The following is a 22161-nucleotide window of genomic DNA, read 5'->3' as shown; positions in this document are numbered from 1 at the left end:
GAAAAATTAAAAATTGATGTCCCAGATGGAAATACTGCGGTCGTCACTGGCCGAAATTAACAGGTTGTTGTGCTTACTCCAAAGCAACTTATTTACAGAGGTTCCATGACCCGCATGTCGTGCTTTGTCGATAACTTTTAGAAGTTGATAAGTCGAGGCATCCCAGACCTTTATAGACTTATCCATGCTACAAGTTACAAAATGTTTGTTATCAGGACTAAATTCGATATGGTTTATTGCATACATATGGGCTGCAACGGACTCCTTAAGGGTATAACCGTCAATAACATCCCAGATTTTCAACTTCGCATCCCTACTTCCACTAAGTAAGAAACGCTCATCGGGACTGTATCGTACCGTAAAAACCGAAATTTTGTGTGCATCAATTTCATGCAGCATCTTCCAGTTTTTTAAGGAATAGACCCTTATTTTATTATCGCTATAGCCTACTGTCAAATGCCCACTAAGCTCTGAAATTGCGAGCGTTCGCGCACTTTTTTCTGAATCGCGGATTACATGCAGCGTTTCCAAAGTCTTGATGTCCAGAATATGAACTTCGCCTGTTCCTTGGGCAACAATGATTCTGTCTTTGACTACTTTAATATCGAAGATTTGCGAATTTGACAGTTTGATAGAACCCAATTCCTTTTTATTCTCCCAGTCAATAATGTGCAAGCCGTCCATATTCTGACCGATGATCAGCGCATTTCTTTCGGGGTAATAACAAAGCGCATACACCGAACTGGGCACTTTCGCAATCATGCGACCCGTTTCCATATCATTCAAATCCCAAAGGGCTACCACGCCATCTGCCCCAGCCGAGAAAAACTGATGTGGTTCGGGGCCACGCTCCAGCATATACACGCAGTCTTGATGCCCGCCTACAGTATTCAGTTTTTTGACGCTTACTTGTGTCATAGCTTTTGAAAAGAATTATCTTTCGATTTGATACAAAACTAAGTATTCAACCTGCTAAGCCAATTAATAATTCATGCCTTTATTTCTAAAAGCCGATATCAACCCAAAAGTTTGCTTCGCAATATGGAAAATCGAGGAGTCGGAAGATGAATTAACGCAGCTTTACCAACCCAGCTTGGCAGAAAGTGAAGTATTGACAAGCTTCAAAGTAGAGGTAAAAAGAAAAGAATGGCTTTCTGCGCGCTTGGCATTAAAAGCGCTTTTTCCGAATCAGCTTTATGAGGTAAAGAAAGATCAGTTTGGTAAGCCTCACTTGAGTTTTGACGGGGTAGAAATTTCAATTTCACATGCTAAAAACTTCGGTGCTGCTGCCTATAGCTTAAACGGTCCCATTGGCATTGACATTGAGCACGACCGTGAACAAATCACACGCATTGCTCATAAATTCCTCCACCCTACAGAAAAGCCTTGGGCCGAAAACAAAGTTGACAAGCTGACTCAAATTTGGTGCGCCAAAGAGGCTTTATATAAACTCCATGGGCGAACGCAACTCATTTTTGCCGACCAATTGGTAGTAGGCCAACCCAATTTACAACAGCAAGCCAGTGGGCAAATTATAGAAAGGGGTATTAGTTCAGTGTTTAATGTTCAATGGTTAAAAGAAGAAGGATTGAATTGTTGCTTGGCGTATTAAACACTTAGTAATCATGTAATTGCTATAAATAATAGCATAATATTCCTTACATTAGTCATCCTGAACTAGTTTCAGGATCTGTGTATTTGATTAACCAAGCCCAATGAAAAACCAAAGCATCTCAAACCTAAAAAGCACACTCGCCATCCCTTTGGTAATGACAATTATCTTAATTCCATACTCAATTTTAATTGGTTGGAACATGGCCAGCATGGTGGTTTTCTGGTTTGTGCTAATTCCATTGGTGAGCTACTTGGTACCTACAAAGATTTTCAAAAGCACTAAGCCCATGAAGGAATCCATTATTGGACTGACCATTTTTTATGCCCTAATGACCTTTATGATTTATGAGCACAGCGACTTTTTACAACTGATGATGGTCAGTTTTGTAGTCAATCTTTTGATCCTCTTTTTTATTCAGTTAGATAAAAAGGTGAATAGGGAGGTTGCGGGGTAAGTTTGTTAGAAGCGCCAAATCACTAAACTATCAAGAATAGCAAGTAAAAACCGAATTCTCTATAAACTTAATAATTGATAGTAGATCAACCCAATCTCTTACAATAAGCCAACGTCAAATTATAGAAAGTGGCAGCGTTGCTGAATTCGACTTTAAATGGCTGAAAAGAAGGATTTAAGATGATATTCAGAATATTTAAGATATTGTTTTTAAATGATATTTACCTTCAAAAGGCTACATATTTTAACATACAAATTAAATCCTACTCTTATAACCTCTTGACAATAATGCATTATCAAGTCAAGCATATTTCAAGTCGATAATTTAATGAGATTTCAGTTTACTTAAAAACCATTATGAGACAGAACCCAACAGTATATAAAATTGACAATGACTTTAACTTCATCGAAGTTATCACTAAGGTCACATCTCAACTACAAGCAAACACTATATCATTTATATCTCGCGACTTAGAGGTGTCGAAGTATCCAGCAAAGTTGATAATAATAGAATCAGAAGAAAAAGACTCAGAATGGTCTAGTTTCTTTCCAAAAAAATACATAAATGGAATCTCGCTGAACTATCAAATTCCTTCTCTATTACTTCTAATACAAGCACCCCAATACATCTTCGCAATAGTTGGCGGTGGATTCTATAAACATATATTACCATTCTTAGATATGTCATACGGTCTAAACGCATACTCTAGGATTATGGACCCTATAAATGACCAAATAATATCGATTAAAACAAGGGGAGTGACTGGATTAAGAGCTGGGATGAAAGAACAGTTCAAGGACAACTATCGAATTATAGATTACATAAAGTTTGGTAAGATTCCAGTAGAATTAAAAATTCGTCTTTCCACTGAAAAGTCCGAATTGCTATTTCGTCAGTTTTTAACACTAAGGTCACCGCATATAATACTAAACATATCAAGTGGCTTTACACTTAATAAGAAACTCACATTTTTAGAACTGGGTGATCTAATTGAGACACTAATAAGTTTGCAAAACCTAAAAGCAAACGATTTTTTTAGTTCATATAAAGAAATCACAAACAAAGAAACCATATCTAATAATTTAAAGCCCGCATTGATCAATGAGTTATTCAATAAAAGAAGCGACATTATAAACAACAAGACTTCAAATTTTGAAGTCTGCTACCCTAATAAAATTGAAGAATTCTATAGTGCAGATGAATACTTAGTAAAACTTAAAACTGATAAACACAAATTTGTAACTATAGGTAACACTATTTACAAAAGTGATATATTAAGAATTATTTTAAATTTTCTATCCCAGAAAAACTATGATAGAAATTTAGAGACATTTAAACACAAAATATACAACATTTACATAACCACTGTCACCCACTCCTCAAAAAAGACCACACTTAGAACAGCTCTTATTTACCATTTAAATACAGAGCTATATATTAAATCAATGGGAACATTTATCTATCTCGATTCAAAGTGGTATAAATTGAGAGAAATATTTATTACAGAAATGAATAACCGGTGCTCTGAAATATTAAAAGCAAACAACCTAAACAACACTGTTCTATCTGAAAAATGGTCTAAAAGAGCGGACGGAAAACGTGTAAATGAAGACATTTACAATAACCAATACAATAAAAATGATTATTGGGTTTTAGACAAAATAATTATTGATTCTGTCGAGCTAGCTGATGTCATTTTTGTAAAAGATGGTACGCTATTTATTTGTCATATTAAATACGGCTTCAGTACAGAATTAAGGGAACTATATAGCCAAATCATCACTTCGGCAAGAAGACTCAAAAATGATTTAAAGAACGACAGTCATGAATTCCTCAAAAAAAATTATTCCCAACTTCAAAGAGAGAATAAACATAATGGTATTGGTGAGTCTGAATTCATAGACCTTTTCACTAAGAACAACATCAAATATGTAATGAGTTTTACAGGCCATTTAAGAAACAGGGATTTACTAACCCAAGTAGAAAAATACACTTCCAATATTGCTAAATTATCACTGATTCAATGTTTTACAGACATGAGAAATGACTATTATGATTTATCCATAGAGGTAATAAAGGAAGATAATACCATATGAAACAATTGATTCAGATAAGTCTCCGAGAGCATTCTGCCTACCTATTATTTGGTCTACTAGAGTGAAAATATGCTCAACTGAAAAAGACCCCTACGGGATGACTTAACGCTGACTGAAGTGTAACACTTCATGAACTGAAAGGCGCTGTCTACTTACACAAAAAATGGAAACGAATTCATTCTCAATTTCTAGTCCTATGGTTTTGATAAACTAAATGGCTGTTCTTTCTTTGCCCAAAACAAAAAACCAGCCTTATGTTTAAGAAGCAACTGCTTTCTATCCTTACAATATTTATTCTATTTAGTTCCTGTACTTCAGATGACGACCCTAGGGACAATTACCCTCAAAACAGAGATATTTCAATGTCCGTGTCTTCTACAGATGATGAAAGGATGTCCGACATTACATTCAGCATAAATGGTAGTGGAATAGAGATTTCCGACTTTTCTAGTAGTGACTCTCACCTACCGTTCAGTAGGAATTACATTAATAAGACTATTCCCTTTTTAACCTTATTAAATATCACTTATCGCGATAACTCAGGTACGCCTGTGGGTGTTCCCTTTGAGCCATATAAGATTACACTTAAGATTCGTGTAGATTCAGAAACCAAAGCTGAGAAGGAGGTTACAATTTCAGAATCAGGCACTGTCGATTATATAGAATTTTCTTTTAAGTAAATCAACGCCTCCTATTTGTCTGTGCACCACTGCCGCTAGTTCTCCGAACCTGTGAAGTCACATGAGTAAAGTGATCATTCTGCTTTATTGAAAGTCTCCACTTCTCTTCTGAAAAATATCCCTAAGGGCTGACCTAGTACGGGCTTAGGCTGCAGCTAGTTATTTCTAAAGAGTAAAGAGAGTGACAAGGTCTTACTCCAAATCAGCAGTCTTATCGGCTAAGATTTCGATAAGAGATTTTATTTCGTCTACTTTTTCGCTGTTACCTAGTTTTTCGTGGGCAATTGAAAGGTTTCTCAATACCCGAACCACCATGTCTACATTAGTGCAAGGTTCATAGTACTGATCCTTTGGTGTCAGCTTTAGATTGGCTACATAATCGTCAATTTCTTTTCGAGAAAAAATAAGCCCTCTATTAAAAGCATTGATATAGAATTGGGTTTCACCTTGTTTATAAGTAAGTACAAATAGGTTTGGTAAATTCACTCCATGTATGGGCAGCTTTAATTTTTGAGCGACTAAGGCATAGATAATACAGAGTGAAACTGGGTTTCCTTTTTTAGTTTGAAGCACAACACTCATCATTGAATTTCCAGGAGAATGAAAATTTTTAGTGTTCGCCCCAAACTTGAGTTTATTAAAAATGACCGAATTCAAAATCTTGACCTGATCTACTGGGTGTACATCGGTTTTAAACTCTAACCAAGCCTCATAATAAATTTGCTCTAATTGCTTTTTGAGATCGGCATATTCTAAATCGGGGTATTGGTAAGTATTTACCAACCACATTCCCTCCAATAAATCCTCGCCTCCCGTTTCTTTCCAAGCTTCTAGCTTTTCTTTTAGCAACTGAAACTGGAGTGAATGCACAAGCTCCTCTATTCGCTTTTGTACTGTTGGGTTAAAGCTTCCCTCCCATTCAAATTCTAAATAAGGAATAATGTGCGTACCAAGCGACTTGATTTTCCCCTCAACATGACTTAAAACTTCTGCGTCATCATCTTCTAGCAGAGAAATCAATGCTTTTAACTCCTTATTACTCAGGTTATCTGTTTCGTTCATTATCAGGTTTGAATGATCCCTACATTGAATTGTTCGCGAATAGGTGAATGGTTGGCTGCTTGAATTCCTTTGGCAATTACCTTTCGAGTGTCCAAGGGGTCGATAATACCATCTACCCAAATTCGAGATGCGGCATAATACGGGCTTAATTGCTCATTGTAGCTATCTGTGATTTCATCTAACAGCTTTTTCTCCTCTTCTGGTTCAATTACTTTACCCTGTTTTTTCAGAGAAGCTACTTTGATTTGAAGCAATGTTTTGGCTGCTGCAGCTCCGCTCATTACCGCCATTTGGGCCGTTGGCCAAGCGTAAATCAATCGCGGATCATAGGCTTTTCCACACATAGCATAGTTGCCTGCCCCATAAGAGTTACCGATGACAATAGTAAATTTTGGTACTACAGAATTGGCCATGGCATTTACCATTTTGGCTCCGTCTTTAATAATTCCTCCGTGCTCGGCTCGGCTGCCTACCATAAAGCCGCTTACGTCTTGCAAAAACACCAATGGAATTTTACGCTGGTTGCAGTTCATTATAAATCGGGCTGACTTATCTGCTGAATCGGAGTAAATCACTCCTCCCATCTGCATTTCGCCTTTTTTCGATTTTACGATTAATCGCTGATTTGCTACGATACCTACTGCCCAACCTTCTATTCTGGCATAACCGCAAACAATGGATTTACCATAGGCTTCTTTGTACTCGTCAAATTCAGAGTCATCTACTATACGTTTGATGATTTCTTTGATTTCATAAGGTTTTACCCTACTGTCTGGCATAATGCCATAAATTTCTTCTGGGTTCTCTTTCGGAGCTTTTGGTTCTTTTCTATCAAAGCCTGCTTTTTCGAAGTCACCAATTTTATCGAAAACACTTCGAATGTAATCCAGACAGGCCTGATCGTTTGGAAATTTATTATCGGTTACGCCTGATATTTCGGAGTGTGTTGTTGCTCCTCCTAAAGTTTCATTGTCTATACTTTCACCAATGGCCGCCTTAACTAAATAAGAGCCTGCTAAAAAAATCGATCCTGTTTTGTCTACAATGGCAGCTTCATCGCTCATGATTGGTAGGTAAGCACCGCCCGCTACGCAGCTCCCCATTATTGCGGCTACTTGAATAATGCCCATAGAAGACATCTTCGCATTGTTTCTGAACTGTCTTCCGAAGTGTTCTTTGTCTGGAAAAATTTCATCTTGCATGGGTAAATAAACCCCTGCACTGTCTACCAAGTAAATTACTGGCAGACGGTTTTCCATCGCAATTTCTTGTGCTCTTAAATTCTTTTTGGCTGTTATGGGAAACCAAGCTCCGGCTTTCACTGTAGCATCATTTGCCACAATCATGCAATCGCGACCGCTCACTTGACCAATACCTGTAACTACACCTCCTGATGGGCAACCGCCTTCATCGGCATACATGCCATCGCCTGCAAAGGCAGCTACTTCTAAAAAGTCGCTCCCATCGTCAATCAGGTATTCAATTCTTTCGCGTGCGGTGAGTTTGCCTTTCTTATGTTGGGATTCAATCTTTTTTTCGCCTCCGCCCAATTTTACTTTTTTGAGTTTTTCATCGAGTCTGTACACCAATTGGCGCATGGTGTCATCGTTTTTATTGAATTCAATATCCATAAGCAAGTGTTGTCCCGATAAGCCCGGGGAGTATGTATTATTACCTTTGATCTAAAGTAAACCTAAGATTAATGATTTCAAAAAGAAGCTAATCGGTCTGGGTTTTACTTTTTCTTTTTGTCTGCTGGCGGCCTATTCTTTCTTCCGAAAATAGAGAAATGCACATAGCGTTTAGGGTTTTCTCTCAAATCTATAAAGAGGCTATCCAAGTCAGTCATAGAACTGTTGAGGGCATTGTACAATGAATCATTGGTCATTAATTTACCGAGGGTTCCTTCATTGGAATTTAGCCTACCAATAAATTCTTGGGTACCAAGGAGAACCGAATCCATTCGCATTAAGCGTGATTCGATATCAATTGCATTCATTTTTTCACCCAATTTGGTGTACTCTGCTAACAATGGAGTTACGCCCCCCATGGCAGCAACCATAGAGTCGGTTACATAGTCGATTCTTAGTTTAACTTGCTCCATAGCCATATTTACAGAGTCGGTCATGTACACTAGTTTATCACTAAAATATTTGAAGTTATCTATGGCCAGAGCAATTGTGTCGGCTCTAGAAGCAAAAGGCTCCAATACTTCGCTGATTTTATTAACTACTGAGTTAAGACTATTGGCTGCAGAAAGCCCCTCTTCGGTAATCATTTCGGCAATGCCTCTGTCTATTTCTCCGCCTAAAAAATCTCCGCTTTCTAATACTCTTGCTCCACTTTGATTTAAGATCAATTGAACTTCTAAGCCACCTAGAATATCGGGTTTGGCCAACCTAGCCACAGTCCCCTCTTTCATTCTAATGGTCTTGTCAATGGCCAGTGTTACCAATATCTCATTATAAGTATCGGTACTGAATTTACGCTCTAATACTGTACCTACATTAAGCCCGTTTAGGATCACTCTATCTCCTTTACTTAGACCACTAATGTTATTATACTTAACATAGTAGGTATTTAATGGAGAAAAGACATCGAGTCCTCTCAAATAGTTGAACCCTATATATAATGAGGCCAACATGAGTACCGCAAATAAACCTACCTTAAATTCTCTTCCCTTTGCCACTATCTATCTTGTTGATTCCAAATAGTTAATATAATCTCTAATAGCTCTATAAATTGCTGAGGCCAAATAGTCTTGGACTTCCGCAGAACCGAGTTCTCTTTCTTCCTTTAGGTTGGTAAGATAACCAAGTTCTATCAAAACACTAGGCATAGAAGTATTCCATAATACCCATAAACTTGACTGCTTCACCCCTCTACTCTTTCTTCCTGCTCTTTTAGAAAACTGATCTTCAACGTTTTGAGCTAAAAGAATACTGTTTTCCTGATAGGCTTCTTGCATTATAGAAAATGCAATATTTACTTCAGGCGAAGTAGGATCAAAGCCCTGATACTTCTCTTTATAGTCTTCCTCTAACAAGATTACTGAGTTTTCCCTTTTGGCTACCTCAAAATTTCTACCCTCGTTCTTTACTCCCATCACAAAAGTTTCGGTTCCGTACACGTCTTCATTGCCCGGAGGCATTGCATTGGCATGGATAGAAACGAATAAATCTGCATTTGCATCATTGGCGATGATGGCACGAACTTTGGGATGGCTGTAATCATCAGTTTTTCTAGTATAAATAACCTCAACGTTGTCTAAAAGTTCATTTAAATACTTACCAACTTTCAAGGATACTGCAAGTGCAACATCCTTTTCGAGTAAGTTTTTCCCTCGCGTACCAGAATCTTTTCCTCCGTGCCCTGGGTCAATCACTACTTTAAATTTAGGCTTAGCAGCTTGAGACACCCCTTGATATGGAGCAAAAACTATTAAAGCGAAAAACAAAACAAGGAGAACAACTCTATTATTTTTTACTTTGGTTCGCATAGAAATGGTTATTAGAATACCTTTACACAAAAATCTGAATTTTTTCCATAAAGCGAAAAATCCTTTGGTCTCTGTAAAAAACATATCTTTCATATTAGTTTTACTATTGACGGCATTAAGCCTGAAGGCTCAAGAAGGAAGTTTAAAGAATGATCCTTTAAAAATCGAACCTGCTCCGCTGAGCACCAGTCCAACAACAACCAGACCAGTTGGAACAGACACCCTCAAAATCAAAAGTAACGGCATAGAAACTACTATTTTGTACTATGCTGAAGATTCGATCATTACCAAAACTGCTACGAATGTAACGTACTTATATGGAAATGCTTACATCGAGTATGGTGATATTAAATTAGATGCTGCTGAAATTATTATTGACAGAAACCAGAACGAACTGATAGCTAAAGGGGTACAAGATTCTACCGGTAGCTGGATAGGCCTGCCAGTTTTTCAGGACAAGGGTGGAGTATACGAAACTAGGGGCATTCGCTATAATTTCGCCACCAATCGTGCAAAAATTACCGGGGTAGTTACTCAACAGGACGAAGGCTACATTTCGGGTGAAGAGATTAAGAAAAACCAAGACGGGAGTGCTTACATAAAGGGTGGTAAATTCATTCCTTGTGACGACCTTCTGGCCTCTACTTATATTAAAGCAGAGAAAATCAAAGTGATTCCAGGCGATAAGATTATTACTGGCCCAGCGCAATTATACATTGGAGATATTCCCACGATTTTCGCCTTACCTTTTGCCTTTTTTCCAGATGTTAAAAGTGACGCTCAGTCAGGAATTCTCTTCCCTAAATATGGAGAAGAGAGGGTGAGAGGAATTTTCTTGCGTGAAGGGGGTTACTTTTTTGGCAACAATGAATACATAAGAACAGCTGTTACGGGAGACTACTACTCAAAAGGAAGTTTTGGTTTAAACGTGGTATCAAACTATAAGAAAAGATATAAGTATAGCGGAAGCGTAGATTTAAGATATAGCAAAAGTAAAACCCCTGACATAGACGAAAACCCTCTAAACTCGAAAGACTTCTGGGTATCTATTTCTCACAGACCTGAATCAAGAAATAAAACGCGTTTTTCTGCAAGTATCAATGCAGGAACTAGCTCATACAATAACAACAATATTTCCACTGAAAATTTTCAAAACACCATACGCTCAGAGTTTCGGTCTAACATATCATTGACGGGAAGTTTCGCCAATAACAGGTTTAGTTATGGATTAAACGCCCGCCATTCTCAGAATATTCAAACCAATATTCTGGATGTATCGCTACCTGAGTTTTCACTTAACATGACGCGGGTCACTCCCTTTTCACAAGCCAAGCAAGAAGCCCTAAAAAGACTTTCTTTTTCATGGGCTTTCAGTACATCAAACAAAATAACCAATGTGGTTAGACCCAATTCTGCAGGGTTCGATATTTCAAATAGCACTAATAAAGCAGACACTATTGCTGTTACTTTTGCCAAACTTCCAGAACTATTTGCCAATGCTCAAAATGGGGCAAGGCATTCAATTCCAATATCTACCTCGTTTCCTTTATTCGAAAATTTCAATGTTTCTCCTTCTATCAATTTTCAAGAGTTATGGTATTTAGAGGAGTTAGATTACACTTATATAGAGGATGAAAATGCGGTTAGAATAGATACGTTAAATGGTTTTTCAAGAGCCTCTACTTATGGTGTAAGTGTTGGTATTTCCACCCAATTGTACGGCTCTAAGAATTTCAAGCCTAGCAGCAAAATCGAATCAATTCGTCATACAATGCTACCTAATTTAAGTTTCAGTTATCGTCCTGATTTTGGTCAGGAAAAGTATGGCTATTACAAATATGTGCAAGTAGACACTACTTCCGCTGGGGAACCAGTGTATCAGTTTTTATCTAAATACAATGGCTTTGTTTTTGGAAACCCAACCCTGGGAGAGTCTGCTGCCATTAGTTTCAATGTAAATAACAAGATAGAAATGAAGGTAAGAAGTGATACTGCTAAATCAGAAAAGGTATCAATTCTGGAAAACCTGACCTTCGCTACCAGCTACAATTTCTTGGCAGACTCTTTTAATCTTGCAGATTATAATCTTAGCGCAAGGACAACCCTGTTTAAAAACAAAATAGACATTAGCGGGGGCTTAACTCTTGACCCATATGTATACCTAACTACTAATAATGGTGAAGGAGATGTAATTAAAAGAGTAGACGCTATAGCGCTTACACAGGGCAAGGGAATTGGAAAGATAAGAAGTGGGCGCTTTTCGCTTAGCACTAACCTCAACTCAAAGGCATCTACCAATCAACAGTCTTCTAGAGGGCAAGGTGGCCCTGGAGGCCTCGCTTCAATTGACGATGGTGGTTATGGCAACGCAGCAAACGATGGTTATGGAACCATGAACAACGGAGAGACAAATATTCAAAGACAAGTACCTCAATATTTTGACGACCCTAATGCCTATATCGACATTTCCGTTCCTTGGAACATAAGGTTTAGCTATAATTATTCCTTCAATCGAAGCCTAAGCAATAATGAGTTTTCTACTTCGACAAGGCAATCCATAAGAATGAATGGAAACCTAGGGCTTTCACCCAAATGGCAACTCACAATCAATACTGGTTACGACATAGAGTTAAAGGAATTCACCCAAAGTTCTTTGGGCGTCTATCGCGACTTAGGCTGTTGGGAGTTAACGGGCAACTGGATTCCATTCGGCCGATTTACCTCCTACTCTATCGATATTCAAATTAAAGCTTCTGCTCTTAAAGATTTGAAACTAAGCCGCAGAAGAAGCTTCTTCGATAATTGATTTTTTAAGAGGTTAGATCTTAGATGATAGAGGTTAGGCCAAAAGACAAATCGCCTTTTCACACTTGTTAGTGTTCTTCATCAATTAGTCACTGAAAGGAAGTTTTTATAAATTACACGGTGCATAAATATGGTGTGCATATAACGTTTCACGAAACCATGATTGCTTGATTACCTTAAAAAAGTTAGTTAAGACTATACACTATTGCGATGAAAAGTATTCTTAATTCAACATCTTTTTCAAGCATATTCCCTCCGCTACCCAATCAGGTTAAGGACGAAAAAATACTTTATTGGCTTACCATTACAGTTTCGTTGTTGGCATCACTGGAGTTTGGTCAAGATTACATCAAGTCTGTGTTGAATAACAGCGATTACTCTTTAGTACAATCATTATCATACAAGCTATTTTGGTTTGTATTTATACCTTTTACCTTCTTGCTTCTACGTTTGCAGAGTAAATTTAATTTGAATGAAGGCAAGAACAAGATTCTACTGAAAAAGCTCTTCCTAATTATCCTTATTACATTATCGCACTTATTAGTTTTTTCATTACTCCTCCACATTATTTCATTTACCATAAATGACCAGCCTTGGCCATTAGCCATACTGCTAACTCAAAAGCTATCAACCCGACTTTATCTAGGGCTTTCGTTCTACATTATCTTCTCTTTCATTTACCATCACTTTGGCCAAAAGACGATAAAAAGCATAGACCAAAAGAGTAATATAAATACTTTTCGAATTAAACATGGCAGTAAAACAACGTTCATAGAAACTCAAAAAATAAATTTCATTGTTTCTGATGGCCCATATTTAGAAGTCAGTACCCTAGAAAATAAACATGTCATACTCGACAGCCTAAAGAACATCATCGAATCATTACCTGAAAACTTCAAGCGTATTCATAAGTCAACCATTGTGAATACAGACCAGATAGAAAGCTCAAAATCACGAGGAAATGGTGATCATGATTTAGTCTTAAAATGCGGAAAGACAGTTCGGCTCAGTCGTAACTATGCTAAACCTTTAAAGGGCATTCTACATTAACCATCAGGTCATGAGGTAAACTCCTCAGGTTATAAATTACCGCCATTTTAGTCCCTTCCTAGTCCCTACATTTAGGTTCACACAAATCAAGTACTAAGTGCACATTCTTTTTCACAAGAAGTGTTCGGACGATAAAATTCATTAGACATCATGGTTAAAAAGTATTTAACACCTCTTCTTCAATCTTCAACAGATAAGGTTTCTGGATTGAGTTTTCTTATGCTCAGGATAGGCGCTTGCTCATTAATGGTTTACCTACATGGTTGGCCAAAAATCAAGAATTATTGGGAAGGGCAAAATGGCCTTCCTGAGCTCATCGGATTAAGCCCTGAGAGTGGTTTACTACTCGCTATTTTTGCAGAAGTAATTTGTTCATTTCTTCTAGCCTTAGGTTTTCTGACCCGAATCGCGGTGATCCCGCTTTCATTCACCATGGTTGTTGCCACTTTTATATTTAATGCAGATCAAGCACTCATCGTCAAAGAGAAAGCCATATTATACTTGATTGTATATCTCTTCTTTTTAGTTGCAGGGGCAGGGAAATACTCAATCGATCACCTGCTCGCCCAAAAAATAAACTCAAAAAAACTGTAATTAAACAACGACTACTATGAGACAATTTTTAATCACCATTTCATTACTGGCTCTCCTAAACAATACCACCCTAGCACAAGACAAACAAGTTGGAGGGCCTTGTCAAGACTGTGAAGCACTTATGGACTATCGTCTTTTTTCTACTCAGCCCAAAGCATCTGATACATTGCCTGGGTTTATGGAAAACACGCCTAAGGTTAAAATATCAGGAAAAGTATTTGAGGCAGACGGAAAGACACCTGCTAGCAACGTAATTCTATACATATACCATGTTGACAGAAATGGAATCTATCAACCTAGTGACAATCCAATAGGATGGGAAAAACGTCATGGGCAATATAGAGGCTGGCTAAAAACTAACAACAACGGGGAGTACACATTTTTCACCTTTAGACCTGCCCATTACCCCGAAGCTCAAGAACCTGAACATATTCATATCTATGTTAAGGAACCAAATACTACCCCTTATTACATAGACAGTATTCTTTTTGAGAGCGATCCTATACTCACAGCAAAAATCAAGAAAGCCGAGAAAAATCGCGGTGGTTCAGGAATTGTCCGACTCGAAATGAAAAACGGCATTTGGACTGCCAATAGGAACATAATTTTAGGACTGAATACTCCCGATTATGAATAAACCTTAGGCGATAGTTAGACAGATTCATCAACACCCAAAACTCCCTATTGTTGCACAGCGCATTTTTCTGGAAGTTTTTGATAAATTACATGAGATATAAACACCATGAATCTGGGGGCCATATAACGTTTCACTTAATTATAAAAGAAACCAATACCGATGAACATAGAGACGAAGAATCTTAAGAGAATAATTGAAGACAAAACGTTTGTAGATGTTTATACCGATAGCTATAATGAATCAACTTATGGATTTGTAATAGATTTCAATGATACTTTTTTAGTGCTTTACTCATTTGATGATGACAGTAAGGCCAATGGAATTGTTATTTTCTTCAGAGAGAATATTACAAGAATTCGTTGGGGTGGCAATGAGATCTCAAGTGTTTATAGTCTCATAGACACTTCAGAAAAAGCATCTACTAGCATTGATATTGACTTATCTTCAATCCAAAATATCTTGAAAATCATGAATGCGAGTTATGGATATATCAACGTTTCCATTCAGGATATTGACTCAGGCATTTGTTTTATTGGTGAAATAACTGAAATGGATGATGAGACTATCGTCATTAATGAATATGGATCCAAAAGCTCTCTTGACAGGACAAACATAATGATTTCCATTCGTGACATTACCAAAGTTGAAGCGGGTGGCCAATATGAAGCAGGGTTAGTTCAACTATTTAATAAAAACTGAGTACACCATCTAAGAAAACCCAAGCCCGCAGACGCTGTCTGCGGAATTCATCAACAACTAAAACCCCCATTGCTTTAAAGTGCATTTTTTCTGGAATTTTCAATAAATTACGTGAGATATATGTGCCATGAATGTGGTCGGTATATAACGTTGAGCATAATGTAAAATGGCCAAACCAATAAGTCAACTAACATATAAGATTGTCGCGTTTCTTGAAATCCAACAAGTCGACACCAATGAGAGTATTGATTGGGCAATTGAAATGATGGAACTTGGATACGAAAGTCCGACTTTATACATGCTTGCAAGTTTCAACAAGCCGACAAATTATTTCGAAGTTATTAACTACGTTACAGACACGGTAGAAGAACTCGGACTTGAAATGAAAAGTGGTGATAGTGCAACTTTGAGCTACACAAGCTATTATGTTCATCAAATAGCCAAAGGGCAAAGAGTAAGAGAAAACTTGACTGAACTATACAAATTTTGTCAAATGAGAAACTATGAAGACCTAGTTTATGACTTCTATCTACTTTATTGGGCTTGGGTCTCCCTTGACTATGAAGACCATACATACAATCACTATTGGGACGGGGCCAGAAAAGAAAACATTAAAACGATTGTAATGGACGAAGCGAAAAAGTGGCTTAAAAAAAACAAAGAACACTATGAACAACATTAGCTATGACAAATATTCCCGCCCTCGGTGTTCTTCACCAACAAGCCTCCTTAGTTATTCACTGAAAGGAAGTTTTTAATAAATTACATGAGATCAATGCTAAAAACTTGTTTGTAGTTAACTATAGAAACCTATGAGCATAACTCTTTTTACTGTTTTCCACTTTATTTTAGGTTCATTCCTAAACCAGTCAGATGAATACTTCCCAAATAAGAGTAAAGTTTTGACAACTGAATTCAATAAATCTGAGAATTTCTTTCCAATTGCAACCCTGGACCTAACATCCAAAGGCATCAAAGATAAGATTCATGTGATTTTTGTATGTTTTGATCCTGCTATAGATCACTATGAGCCCTTTCCAGAGGGGGATTACATTGATAACTACTCATTTGAGATTACCAATGATGGACTCTATAATCCTACATTTAACAAAACTGCCTTAGATATTGGTAACAGGTATTTAAAATATTTTGTTGAAGGAAAAAGCAAATTCAATGATTCAAAATCTGAGTCAACATCTTCTCTAATTCGATTTTATGAACGTCCTATGTGGTTACAATCTAACGATACTCCAAAAAATTCAAAAGGAGAAAACATGAAGTTCATTTGTCAAATGGAGGTATATAAGGTATTCAATGACGATTGTTGGTTATATGTCTTTTATGACGAAATGGATAGGAAAGTTGAGTACGTTCTTCAAAGAGATTAATAACTGGCCTTCTGCCCTTGTTGGTGTTCTTCACCAACAAGCCACTATTGGTTAGTCACTGAAAGAAAGTTTTTGATAAATTACATAAGATATATACGCCATAAATGAGGTGAGTAAATAGAATGAAGCAAAAAACAATGAATAATGGGGAAAGGTGGACGTCCACACAAAGTTCATGAAGAACTGACTCAACTAAGACAGTTTGTTGAACAAGCGGATAAGAATTCTATTGAAACTATTTTACAAAACCATGGAATAGACGCTTATGACGAAGACAAAAGAACTGCATTGATATGGGCCTCTTTCTTCGGGCAAGTGAATATAGTTAAGTGGCTAATTGAAGGTGGGGCTAATCCAAACTTTCAGGATAGGATCGGATATACTGGACTTCATTTCTGTGCTCAAGAACAAAATACAGAAGTAGCAAAACTCCTTCTTGAAAAAGGAGCTGACCCTAATGTCATGGATCAACATGGTAACTCTCCACTCTGGACAGCATTGTTTAATGCTAAAGGAAATTTCGAAAATATCAAAGCATTAAGATCTCACGGAGCCGATCCTTCATTAAAAAACATACATGATCGAAGCCCAAATGATATGGCAAAGTCTATTTATGAAAAGGAAATTGACGAATTAATAAAGTAAAAAGCCATTCTACTCTCGCAAAATGGCTTTCTGTATTTTTAGATTGGGTTAACTGTTAGTTCAACCAGCCTTCAATTTCTTCTAGGCTAGCCGCTTGCACCTCTTGAAGTTTGAGCTTCTTTCTCATGCCGCCCATATCGTTAAGCAGTTTAGAAGCCGTTTGTTCTTTGAGCTGCGCAATGGTATTAATGTTCAGTTTTCTAAGAATTTGAACCAATTCTAATCGAACTCCTTCTTTTACAAACTCATCATCCGTAGCCATTTTGGCTTTCTTCTCTGGTTTCATTTGAGGGAAGAACAATACATCCTGAATCGACTTTGAGTTGGTCATAATCATCGACAAACGATCGATACCAATGCCCAAACCAGCGGTTGGTGGCATGCCGTATTCCAAAGCACGAAGGAAATCTTCATCCAAGGTCATGGCTTCGTCATCACCTCTTTTACCCAACTCCAGTTGTTCTTCAAAACGCGCCCTTTGATCGATAGGGTCGTTCAATTCAGAGAAAGCGTTACAGATTTCCTTACCATTACAAATCGCTTCGAAACGCTCTACCAAACCTTCTTTGCTACGGTGCTTTTTCGCCAATGGCGACATTTCCACTGGGTAATCCGTGATGTAAGTTGGCTGAATCAGTTTGCCTTCACAGTGCTCACCAAAAATTTCATCAATGAGTTTTCCTTTCCCCATCGACTCATCATTCGGCACTTTAAGTTTTTTGGCGGTTTCTCTCAGCTCGGTCTCGTTCATTTCAGAAATATCAATTCCTGTAAAATGCTCAATGGCTTCGAACATGGTAAAGCGTTTCCAAGGACGTTGGAAATCAATTATGTTTTCGCCCACTTGAACTTTGGTAGTTCCGTGTAAGTCAATGGCTACTTTCTCTACCATTTCCTCCACCAAATCCATCATCCAATTGTAATCCTTGTAAGCCACATAAAGCTCTACTTGAGTAAATTCTGGATTATGGAAACGTGACATTCCTTCGTTTCTGAAATCTTTAGAGAATTCGAAAACACCATCGAAACCACCTACAATTAATCTTTTTAAGTACAATTCATTGGCAATTCGCATATAGAGCGTCATGTCCAAAGTATTGTGATGTGTTTTGAAAGGCCTTGCTGCTGCCCCACCGTATAATGGTTGAAGAATTGGCGTTTCCACTTCTAGGTAACCTCTATCGGCCAAGAACTGACGCATTGAGTTTACCATGTGCGTTCTTTTAATGAAAGCTTCTTTAACATGCGGGTTCACCACCAAATCCACATAACGCTGTCTATAACGCTGCTCCGGATCGGTAAAGGCATCATGTACTTTGCCTTCGGCATCAGTTTTTGGCAAGGGAAGTGGCTTTAAAGATTTAGTAAGCACGGTCATTTCCGTAACGTGTACAGAAATTTCGCCTACCTGTGTTTTAAACACATAGCCTTTAATTCCAACAAAATCACCAATACTAAGGACCTTCTTGAAAACCGTATTGTAAAGCGTTTTATCTTCGCCTTCGCAAATATCATCTCTTCTTACATAGACCTGAATTCGGCCTTGCGAATCTTGAATTTCAGCAAAAGATGCAGAGCCCATAATTCTACGGCTCATCATTCTACCTGCAATGGTAATCTGTTTAAAGCGTTCAGGATCCTTATCAAATCCTTCCTTAATTTCCTTTGAGTAAGTAGTTACTTCATAGGTTTCTGAAGGATACGGATTGATACCGAGCTTTTGAAGTTCCTCCCGCTCTTGTCTTCTGACAATTTCCTGTTCGCTTAAAATCTGCATTGCTTTATTTTTTTCGAGGCGCAATTTAGTCATTCACTCACATTTATTAAACAATTAAAAGCGGTCTCTATGTAGTATTCACCTGAACTCGATGAATAAAACAGCCATAGTTTGGGTAGTGTGGAAATTTCTAAAGTTAGAAACCCTCCAAAAGTTCTTTGTTGTGCTTCAGATGAACCATTTATCCTATCTGATATTTGAGAGTCAACTTTTGGAGGGTTTATGCAGAATTTAAAAGCGGTCTCTATGCTCTATTGAAAAATTTTACTCCTAAATAATTAGGAGTTATCCGAAAAGTTTAAGACATTTCCGAAAGAATTAGGAGTTATGAAGGACTTAACAAAAGCTGAAGAGCAAATAATGCAGATCGTTTGGGAGCATGATAAAATGTTTATCAAAGACATTGTAGACGAAATGCCTGACCCAAAACCAGCCTATAATACGGTGGGTACTTTCTTGAAAATTTTGGAAAACAAGGGTTTTGTAAACAGAGAAAAAGTGGGCAATACGTTTTCTTATTCGGCTACTGTGAAAAAGAAAGCTTACACCAAAAACTTCATGAATGGGTTTTTGAGTAATTATTTCGAGGGCTCGGCCGAAAAGCTGTTTTCATTTATGATGCAGGAGAAAAAGCTAAGCCCCGAACAAGTGGAAGATTTGATGAAAAAACTAAAAGACCATGAATAGCTATTTAATAGAATCTTCGATTTGCCTAGCAAGCTTTTATGGCTTCTATTGGCTCTTCCTTCGTGGGGAAAAATTGCTTTCTGTGAATAGATTTTACCTGTTATTCACGGTTGTAGCTTCAATGTTAATCCCTCTATTGAATTTCGAAAGTCAATTTGTTTTTAGTTCAGTAGAAGCACTAACATCTAAAGCTGTTACTTCTCAGGTTGGTGTTTCAGAGAGTACAATTCAAAACAATCCATTTATTTCAATCGAGATCATCTATGCCATTGGCTTAGCAATCTCTGTCTGCATACTCGTTTTCAAATTATTCATTGTAAAACGAAAAGTGGGCAAATGGCCTTCGTTACAGAACCATAGTATTGAAGTGATTGAAATCGAAGGGAATGACGCTTATAGTTTCTTCAATACCATTTTTGTGGGTAAAGAACTGAGCAAAAACGAAAGTTTAAAACAGCAGATCATCACGCATGAGCTTGCCCATATTGAAGGAAGGCATTCACTGGATTTACTGCTTTTTGAAGTACTCAAATGTGTTTATTGGTTCAATCCTTTTAGCTATTTCTATGCTAAATCCATCCGTCTTCAACATGAATACATAGCCGATCATTCGGTATTGAAACGTACGCACCCAAAGCATTACGAAAGATCATTATTGCAATTCGCCTTGGCCAAAGTGAACAGCAGCTTGATTTCCAGCTTTAGCGAACACCCTATTCAGAAAAGATTAAAAATGATTCAAAAATTAAACTCAAATGTCATGAACAAATTAAAACCATTACTCGCCCTGCCTATTTTAGGCCTCTTATTTATTGCTTACGCTTGTACAGATGCGATTGAACCCGTATTAGAAGATGAACTCGAAGAAGTTGTAATCGACTTGGATGTTCAAACGGAACCTTACTTAATAGAATATCTTGATTCAACACTCGCTTCAGGTAATGAAATTATTTTCGAAGAGCAAGAAATTGAAGTCCCTGTAGAAGTAATAGAGGTAAAAACCGTTAAAGGTGAGCTCATAGAATCAATCGAAAGCGAATGGCAAACCCTTAAAGACCACCCGTCTGTTAAAAGCACCTTTACCAAAGAAGGTATAGAAATATTAGAAATCCCAAATGATCTAATCACTGAAAAGCCCGTAGTTACAGTGAAAGGCGTTAAAAGAAGTAATAATTAAGATCGAAACAACACGCATAAAAAAGCCTGACCTAATTCAACTAAGTCAGGCTTTTTGCTTTCCTTTTAGCTTCCGCTTTTAGAACTTGTCCTGATGGGCAAATTCTTTTCTGGCTTCTTTTCTTCGTTGCAGTTCCTTTTTAATCAACGTCAGTTCACGGCTGCTTTGCCCTTTTACTGAAGTATTTTCATTGGCTCTTCTTATTAAATAAGGAATTGTGGCCTTAATTGGACCATAAGGAACATACTTGATTACGTTATATCCCGCTGCAGCAAGGTTAAATGAGATATGGTCGCTCATTCCGTACAACTGACCAAAGTAAACCCTTCTATCATCTCTTGGTAAACCATACTTTTCTAAATAAAGTGTGACCAAGTAATTACTCTTCTCATTGTGCGAACCCGCAAAAAGCCCAATATCATCAATGTATTTGATGCAGTATTCTGTAGCCGCATCAAAATCTCTATCCGTTGCCTCTTTGTTTGGTTGAATCGGGTTTTCGTATCCCATATCTTCTGCCCTAGCCGCTTCCTTTTCCATATAAGCACCACGCACAAGCTTTGCTCCCAACCTGTAGTTGTTCTCTTTTGCGTCAGCATGTAGCTCTTTCAAATGACCTAACATGCTATGGGCATACATCTGAAAGGTGTAAAATACCAAAGCCTTTTCTGTATTATACTTGGCCATCATAGCCCTTGTAATATCAGTTACTGGTTTTTGAATCCAAGTTTCTTCCGCATCAATCAAAACAGAAACATCTTTTCGCTTGGCTTCGGCACAAATCATATCCACCCTTTTCTTCACTCTTTCATATGCTGCGGCTTCCTTTTCAGTCAGTTTTTCACCTGCATGAATTTTCGTCAGCAAATCAAAATGAGCCAAACCCGTAATTTTAAAAGCAGAAAACCGAATGAACTCATATTGGCTCGCTCGGTCTATGGTTCGCATTATTTCTTGAGCACTTCCGTCAAAGCCCTCTTCTGTTTTCTCACCTTCAACTGAATAATCGAAAATGGCACCAATATCAAAAGCTGCTAACTCATTGGTAGCTCTCTGACATCCGTCAAGGGTTTCTCCTCCACAAAAAAGGTTGAAAATGGTTTTTCTGATAAGTCCTTTCACTGGCAAGCCCAAGTTTAAAGACCACTTTGTGAGGGTTGTTCCTACCTTTACCAACCCTGGGGATTGCATAGTAGAAAAAATAAAATGCGCTTGCTTTAGTGCTTCGTCTGTTCGAGCCGCAAAGGCATTCGTAAGGTTGTCAAAATCAACAAACTTTTTTAGTTCCATAGCGAT

Annotated in this window: 21 protein-coding genes; 14 read left to right on the top strand and 7 right to left on the bottom strand. The window is 37.7% G+C overall.

Features of this window, described 5'->3' with window-relative positions; all coding sequences use genetic code 11:
- Positions 1 to 6: 6 nt before the first annotated feature.
- The gene (locus AAC026_RS13310; RefSeq protein ID WP_339698867.1) at positions 7 to 918 is read right to left on the bottom strand and encodes a WD40 repeat domain-containing protein; all 912 of its coding nucleotides are present in this window, start codon (positions 916 to 918) and stop codon (positions 7 to 9) included.
- A gap of 73 nt (positions 919 to 991) precedes the next feature.
- Between AAC026_RS13310 and AAC026_RS13305 the strand changes: the two genes are divergently transcribed.
- The 4 genes from AAC026_RS13305 to AAC026_RS13290 all read left to right on the top strand — a co-directional run bounded on the left by AAC026_RS13305 (position 992) and on the right by AAC026_RS13290 (position 4845).
- Complete coding sequence (locus AAC026_RS13305) at positions 992 to 1612, top strand: 4'-phosphopantetheinyl transferase superfamily protein (RefSeq protein WP_339698864.1); 621 nt, start codon at positions 992 to 994, stop codon at positions 1610 to 1612.
- 103 nt (positions 1613 to 1715) lie between these two features.
- Complete coding sequence (locus tag AAC026_RS13300; RefSeq protein ID WP_339698861.1) at positions 1716 to 2069, top strand: hypothetical protein; 354 nt, start codon at positions 1716 to 1718, stop codon at positions 2067 to 2069.
- A 356-nt stretch (positions 2070 to 2425) separates the two neighbouring features.
- Positions 2426 to 4165 (top strand): DUF6119 family protein, encoded by a 1740-nt coding sequence (locus AAC026_RS13295; RefSeq protein ID WP_339698858.1) that lies wholly within the window; start codon positions 2426 to 2428, stop codon positions 4163 to 4165.
- Between the two features lie 254 nt (positions 4166 to 4419).
- Positions 4420 to 4845, top strand: coding sequence for a hypothetical protein (locus tag AAC026_RS13290; protein WP_339698855.1), 426 nt, complete (start codon positions 4420 to 4422; stop codon positions 4843 to 4845).
- A gap of 192 nt (positions 4846 to 5037) precedes the next feature.
- Here the strand turns inward: AAC026_RS13290 and AAC026_RS13285 are convergent, their stop codons facing one another.
- The 4 genes from AAC026_RS13285 to AAC026_RS13270 form a co-directional block, all read right to left on the bottom strand.
- Positions 5038 to 5907 (bottom strand): transglutaminase-like domain-containing protein, encoded by an 870-nt coding sequence (locus AAC026_RS13285; RefSeq protein WP_339698853.1) that lies wholly within the window; start codon positions 5905 to 5907, stop codon positions 5038 to 5040.
- Between the two features lie 2 nt (positions 5908 to 5909).
- Complete coding sequence (locus AAC026_RS13280; RefSeq protein WP_339698851.1) at positions 5910 to 7538, bottom strand: acyl-CoA carboxylase subunit beta; 1629 nt, start codon at positions 7536 to 7538, stop codon at positions 5910 to 5912.
- Positions 7539 to 7642: 104 nt separating this feature from the next.
- Entirely contained in the window at positions 7643 to 8596 is a 954-nt protein-coding gene (locus AAC026_RS13275) for an MlaD family protein (protein WP_339698849.1), read from the bottom strand.
- A gap of 3 nt (positions 8597 to 8599) precedes the next feature.
- Positions 8600 to 9406 carry an N-acetylmuramoyl-L-alanine amidase gene (locus tag AAC026_RS13270; protein ID WP_339606631.1) on the bottom strand — a complete coding sequence of 269 codons (807 nt, stop codon included), beginning with the start codon at positions 9404 to 9406 and terminating at the stop codon, positions 8600 to 8602.
- A gap of 106 nt (positions 9407 to 9512) precedes the next feature.
- Here AAC026_RS13270 and AAC026_RS13265 point away from each other — a divergent pair, with 106 nt between their 5' ends.
- From AAC026_RS13265 to AAC026_RS13230, 8 genes are all read left to right on the top strand, one after another.
- Complete coding sequence (locus AAC026_RS13265; RefSeq protein ID WP_339698846.1) at positions 9513 to 12212, top strand: putative LPS assembly protein LptD; 2700 nt, start codon at positions 9513 to 9515, stop codon at positions 12210 to 12212.
- A gap of 209 nt (positions 12213 to 12421) precedes the next feature.
- Positions 12422 to 13261 carry a LytTR family DNA-binding domain-containing protein gene (locus AAC026_RS13260; RefSeq protein WP_339698843.1) on the top strand — a complete coding sequence of 280 codons (840 nt, stop codon included), beginning with the start codon at positions 12422 to 12424 and terminating at the stop codon, positions 13259 to 13261.
- 150 nt (positions 13262 to 13411) lie between these two features.
- Positions 13412 to 13855 carry a DoxX family protein gene (locus AAC026_RS13255; protein WP_339698840.1) on the top strand — a complete coding sequence of 148 codons (444 nt, stop codon included), beginning with the start codon at positions 13412 to 13414 and terminating at the stop codon, positions 13853 to 13855.
- Positions 13856 to 13871: 16 nt separating this feature from the next.
- On the top strand, positions 13872 to 14492 hold the full coding sequence (locus tag AAC026_RS13250) for an intradiol ring-cleavage dioxygenase (RefSeq protein WP_339698837.1): 621 nt from the start codon (positions 13872 to 13874) through the stop codon (positions 14490 to 14492).
- 159 nt (positions 14493 to 14651) lie between these two features.
- Entirely contained in the window at positions 14652 to 15191 is a 540-nt protein-coding gene (locus AAC026_RS13245; RefSeq protein ID WP_339698834.1) for a hypothetical protein, read from the top strand.
- Positions 15192 to 15357: 166 nt separating this feature from the next.
- Entirely contained in the window at positions 15358 to 15873 is a 516-nt protein-coding gene (locus AAC026_RS13240; protein WP_339698831.1) for a hypothetical protein, read from the top strand.
- Between the two features lie 130 nt (positions 15874 to 16003).
- Entirely contained in the window at positions 16004 to 16579 is a 576-nt protein-coding gene (locus AAC026_RS13235; protein ID WP_339698828.1) for a hypothetical protein, read from the top strand.
- Positions 16580 to 16723: 144 nt separating this feature from the next.
- Positions 16724 to 17224 carry an ankyrin repeat domain-containing protein gene (locus tag AAC026_RS13230; protein WP_339698825.1) on the top strand — a complete coding sequence of 167 codons (501 nt, stop codon included), beginning with the start codon at positions 16724 to 16726 and terminating at the stop codon, positions 17222 to 17224.
- 55 nt (positions 17225 to 17279) lie between these two features.
- On the opposite strand, the gene lysS is transcribed toward AAC026_RS13230, so the two are convergent.
- Positions 17280 to 19001, bottom strand: a complete 1722-nt coding sequence (gene lysS, locus AAC026_RS13225) for a lysine--tRNA ligase (RefSeq protein WP_339698915.1) — start codon at positions 18999 to 19001, stop codon at positions 17280 to 17282.
- 327 nt (positions 19002 to 19328) lie between these two features.
- Here lysS and AAC026_RS13220 point away from each other — a divergent pair, with 327 nt between their 5' ends.
- Both AAC026_RS13220 and AAC026_RS13215 read left to right on the top strand, forming a co-directional pair.
- Positions 19329 to 19688: a BlaI/MecI/CopY family transcriptional regulator gene (locus AAC026_RS13220; RefSeq protein ID WP_339698822.1), complete on the top strand. Its 360-nt coding sequence runs from the start codon at positions 19329 to 19331 to the stop codon at positions 19686 to 19688.
- Positions 19681 to 20865, top strand: coding sequence for a M56 family metallopeptidase (locus tag AAC026_RS13215; protein WP_339698819.1), 1185 nt, complete (start codon positions 19681 to 19683; stop codon positions 20863 to 20865). Before AAC026_RS13220 ends, AAC026_RS13215 begins: the two co-directional genes overlap by 8 nt.
- 78 nt (positions 20866 to 20943) lie before the next feature.
- Here the strand turns inward: AAC026_RS13215 and AAC026_RS13210 are convergent, their stop codons facing one another.
- The gene (locus tag AAC026_RS13210) at positions 20944 to 22155 is read right to left on the bottom strand and encodes a proline dehydrogenase family protein (RefSeq protein ID WP_339698816.1); all 1212 of its coding nucleotides are present in this window, start codon (positions 22153 to 22155) and stop codon (positions 20944 to 20946) included.
- Positions 22156 to 22161: the final 6 nt, after the last annotated feature.

Origin of the sequence: uncultured Roseivirga sp., assembly GCF_963973945.1 — a bacterium.
Classification (GTDB): Bacteria; Bacteroidota; Bacteroidia; order Cytophagales; family Cyclobacteriaceae; genus Roseivirga.
Note: the sequence above shows the minus strand (reverse complement) of the source record. Positions and strands in the feature narration are given on the sequence as shown.